Source organism: Streptomyces sp. AcH 505 (assembly GCF_000818175.1).
Classification (GTDB): Bacteria; Actinomycetota; Actinomycetes; order Streptomycetales; family Streptomycetaceae; genus Streptomyces.
In genome coordinates this window covers 1479482-1483453 of record NZ_JTIY01000001.1, presented here as the reverse complement: position 1 = coordinate 1483453, position 3972 = coordinate 1479482, and the positions used below count along the sequence as shown (strand labels likewise).

The 3972-nt window shown below is 73.0% G+C and carries 6 protein-coding genes; 5 read left to right on the top strand and 1 reads right to left on the bottom strand.

Features of this window, described 5'->3' with window-relative positions; all coding sequences use genetic code 11:
• The 4 genes from alr to HY68_RS06780 form a co-directional block, all read left to right on the top strand.
• The coding region (gene alr, locus HY68_RS06795; protein ID WP_041985618.1) for an alanine racemase at positions 1 to 733 on the top strand (733 nt) is incomplete at its 5' end.
• A 119-nt stretch (positions 734 to 852) separates the two neighbouring features.
• Positions 853 to 2055, top strand: a complete 1203-nt coding sequence (locus HY68_RS06790) for an alpha/beta hydrolase (protein ID WP_107070159.1) — start codon at positions 853 to 855, stop codon at positions 2053 to 2055.
• Positions 2027 to 2560 carry a tRNA (adenosine(37)-N6)-threonylcarbamoyltransferase complex ATPase subunit type 1 TsaE gene (tsaE, locus tag HY68_RS06785; protein WP_041985612.1) on the top strand — a complete coding sequence of 178 codons (534 nt, stop codon included), beginning with the start codon at positions 2027 to 2029 and terminating at the stop codon, positions 2558 to 2560. Before HY68_RS06790 ends, tsaE begins: the two co-directional genes overlap by 29 nt.
• A gap of 136 nt (positions 2561 to 2696) precedes the next feature.
• The gene (locus tag HY68_RS06780; protein WP_041985609.1) at positions 2697 to 2879 is read left to right on the top strand and encodes a hypothetical protein; all 183 of its coding nucleotides are present in this window, start codon (positions 2697 to 2699) and stop codon (positions 2877 to 2879) included.
• A gap of 14 nt (positions 2880 to 2893) precedes the next feature.
• On the opposite strand, the gene HY68_RS06775 is transcribed toward HY68_RS06780, so the two are convergent.
• Positions 2894 to 3424 (bottom strand): hypothetical protein, encoded by a 531-nt coding sequence (locus HY68_RS06775; RefSeq protein ID WP_041995337.1) that lies wholly within the window; start codon positions 3422 to 3424, stop codon positions 2894 to 2896.
• 127 nt (positions 3425 to 3551) lie between these two features.
• Between HY68_RS06775 and tsaB the strand changes: the two genes are divergently transcribed.
• Positions 3552 to 3972: tRNA (adenosine(37)-N6)-threonylcarbamoyltransferase complex dimerization subunit type 1 TsaB (tsaB, locus tag HY68_RS06770; RefSeq protein ID WP_041985608.1), on the top strand; the 421-nt coding region annotated here is incomplete at its 3' end.

Below are 3972 nucleotides of genomic sequence, written 5' to 3'. Positions count from 1 at the left end.
CTGCCAGCCCGCCGACTGGCCGGAACTCGTCGGCGCCGCGCTCGCCGCGCGGGCCGAGGGGGCCGTCGAGGTGACCGGGCTGTGGTCGCACTTCGCGTGCGCCGACGAGCCGGGCCACCCGTCCGTCGCCGCGCAACTGGACGTCTTCCACGAGATGGTCGGCTACGCGGAGAAGGAGGGCGTCGAGCCCGAGGTGCGGCACATCGCCAACTCCGCCGCCACCCTGACCGTCCCCGAGTCGCACTTCGACCTCGTACGGGCCGGCATCGCCACGTACGGCATCTCGCCCAGCCCCGAGCTGGGCACCTCGCGCGACTTCGGGCTGCGCCCGGTGATGACGCTCGCCGCCTCCGTCGCGCTGGTGAAGCGGGTGCCGGAGGGACACGGCGTCAGCTACGGGCACACGTACCGCACGGCGGGCGAGACGACGCTCGGACTCGTACCGCTCGGGTACGCCGACGGCATCCCCCGGCACGCCTCCGGGCGCGGCCCGGTGCTCGTCGGCGGTGCCTGGCGGCGGGTGGCGGGGCGGGTCGCCATGGACCAGTTCGTGGTCGACATGGGCGACGACACGGTCGAGGCGGGCGCTCCCGCCGTCCTCTTCGGCCCCGGCGACAACGGCGAGCCGACCGCCGAGGACTGGGCGGAGGCCGCGCAGACCATCGCGTACGAGATCGTCACCCGGATCGGCGCGCGGGTGCCGCGGGTGTATGTGAACGAGGATCCCGTGTGATCCCGCTCGGGTGAACCACCGCACGAAGGGGAAGACAAGCCAGGACAGCGAGGAGCGGCACGTTGAGCAAGGGAAGCGCGGCGGGGGACGCGGCGGCTGTCGCGGCCGCCACGGTGACGATGTCGAGGGACGCTGCCGCCGGTAACTGGAGCAGGGCCGGTGTGGCCGGCGTCGCCATAGGCGTGATCGCTGCGGGCGCCGCTGCCGGTATCGCGATGGACCGCCTCGCCGTGGGCCGTGGCATGCGGAAGAAGGCGCGTCTCGCGCTCGACGCGACGGGCCCGTACGGCGCGCTGCGCGGCGCCCCCGGCAAGGCCGTCGCCGACGACGGCACGCAGCTCTACTACGAGACCGACGAGCTGGACGACCTGCCCGATCCGGCCGCCGACGCGCCGCGCAGGCGGCGGCTGTTCGGCCGTAAGGCGCCCGCGCCCGTCACGGTCGTCTTCAGCCACGGCTACTGCCTCAACCAGGACTCCTGGCACTTCCAGCGTGCCGCGCTGCGCGGTCTGGTCCGTACCGTCCACTGGGACCAGCGCAGCCACGGCCGGTCGGGGCGCGGAGTCGCCCAGCGCGGCCCCGGCGCCGTGCCGGTCACCATCGAGCAGCTGGGCCGCGATCTGAAGGCCGTCATCGACGCTGCGGCGCCCGAGGGGCCGCTGGTGCTGGTCGGGCACTCGATGGGCGGGATGACGATGATGGCCCTCGCCGACCAGTACCCGGAGCTGGTGCGGGAGCGGGTCGTCGCTGTCGCCCTCGTCGGCACGTCGAGCGGGAGGCTCGGCGAGGTCAACTACGGTCTGCCGGTGGCCGGTGTGAACGCCGTACGGCGGGTGCTGCCCGGGGTGCTGAAGGCGCTGGGTTCGCAGCCCGAGCTGGTCGAGCGCGGCCGGCGGGCCAGCGCCGATCTGTTCGCCGGGCTGATCAAGCGCTACTCGTTCAGCTCGAAGGACGTGGACCCGGCCGTCGCGCGGTTCGCGGAGCGGATGATCGAGGGCACCCCGATCGATGTGGTCGCCGAGTTCTACCCGGCCTTCGCGGACCACGACAAGACCGGGGCGCTGGCGGAGTTCCGCGAGGTGCCGGCGCTGGTGCTGGCGGGCGAGAGCGATCTGGTGACGCCCAGTACGCACAGCGAGGCCATCGCGGACCTGCTGCCGGACGCCGAGCTGGTGCTGGTGCCCGACGCGGGCCACCTGGTGATGCTGGAGCACCCGGAGGTCGTCACCGACCGGCTCGCGGACCTGCTGACCCGGGCGGGTGCCGTGCCCGCCGGGGCTAACGTTGACCCCCATGGAAGCACCGCACGGCCCGGCGGCTGACGCCGGCACCACCGCCGCCCACACCCTCACCGTCGATTCGCCCGAGCTGATGGCCGATCTCGGCCGCGCCCTGGCCGCCGTGCTGCGCCCCGGCGACCTCGTCATGCTCACGGGTGAACTCGGCGCGGGGAAGACGACGCTCACCCGGGGGCTCGGCGCCGGGCTCGGGGTGCGCGGCGCCGTCACGTCCCCGACCTTCGTGATCGCGCGCGTCCACCCGCCGCTGACCGGCGGGCCCGCGCTGGTGCATGTCGACGCGTACCGGCTCGGCGGCGGACTCGACGAGATGGAGGACCTCGACCTCGACGTGTCGCTGCCCGACTCCGTGGTGGTGGTGGAGTGGGGCGACGGCAAGGTGGAGGAGCTGTCCGACGACCGGCTGCACGTCGTCATCGACCGGGTTGCGGGCGACACGGACGACGACCGCCGGGTCGTCACGCTGACCGGGTACGGCAGCCGCTGGGCGGAGGCGGAAGTCGCCGCGCTGGCACGGCAGGGCCGCTGACCCACCTTTCCGGGGAAGATTCCGACAAGACGTCGGCAAAATGTTGCGCACGCCGGTCCTGGCGTGTTCACATGGGTGGAGAGACATGGTTAGGTCTACCTAACCAGGCCTGCCCCCGGAGCCTCAGGAGGCATCCATGCCGGCGCCAGACAGCGAACCGCGTCCGCAGCGTCGCCCGCAGCCGTCGGACGTGTCGATGAAGGACCTCTTGGCGTCCTGTGCGGCGGCCTCGGCCGTATCGACACCGCCCGACGAGCCGTCGGCCGTGTCGGCGCAGGCCGAACAGGAACGTGCCGGGGCGCGGCTCGACGCGGCGTAATTCCGGCTTCGGCGCTACCGGACGACGACGACCTTCGACGTGACGGTCGTGAACGACCACAGCGCGTCGCCGTCCGCCCGCTTCATCCTGACCCCGCCGGTCTTCGACGTCGGGTCCGGGCTCGGCATGGTGTTGTCCAGCGCGGCGCTGAACCCGATCGTCGCCCCGCCCACCGTCGCGAACCGCACCACATGCTCGATCGGAACGCCGTCGGACCCTGCCGTCCGGTCCTTCCGGCTCGTCACCGCGTACGCGCCGGGCTTCGGGTTGATCGTGCTCGGCATGACGGGGAACGTCCGCTGCGCCTTGCCGCTCGCCGACACGAGCCACACCCGCCGGGCCTTCAGCGCGTACACGACCCGCTTGCCCGTGCCCGACTTGGCCGGGACGACCAGCGGGTCGGGCTTCTTGACGGGGGAGCCGGACGGGCCTGGGGCCGCCGAACTCGGTGCGGCGGGCTTCGCCAGGCTGTCGGGTACGTTCGCCGACGCCTGGTAGGCGAGGAAGCCCACGGCGGCGAGAGCCGCAGCGGTGAGCCCGGCCACGATTCCCGAGCTGCGCTTGGGCACCTTGATCCACCTCTCGTACGTATGACTGCCTGGTGACGGTAGCAGCAGCCGGGTGACGCTCAGGGGCGCCGTGCCTGGCGCTCAGGAGCCGTAGGCTGTTTGCGTGCTTCTGCTTGCTGTCGATACCGCCACATCAGCCGTGACCGTCGCCCTCCACGACGGCACGTCCGTCATCGCCGAGGAGAGTCAGGTCGACGCGCGCCGCCACGGCGAGCTGCTGCTCCCCGCCGTCGACCGGGTGCTCGCCGGCGCCGGGATGCGGCTCGACGCCGTGACGGATGTGGTCGTCGGCGTCGGACCAGGACCGTACACGGGCCTGCGCGTGGGGCTCGCCACCGCCGTCACCTTCGGCTCCGTGCTCGGCGTTCCGGTGCACGGGCTGTGCACGCTGGACGGCCTCGCGTACGCGGCGGGGCTCGAAGGCCCGTTCGCCGTCGCCACCGACGCGCGCCGCAAGGAGGTCTACTGGGCGCGGTACGCGGACGCCCGTACCCGTACCGGCGAACCGGCGGTCGACCGACCCG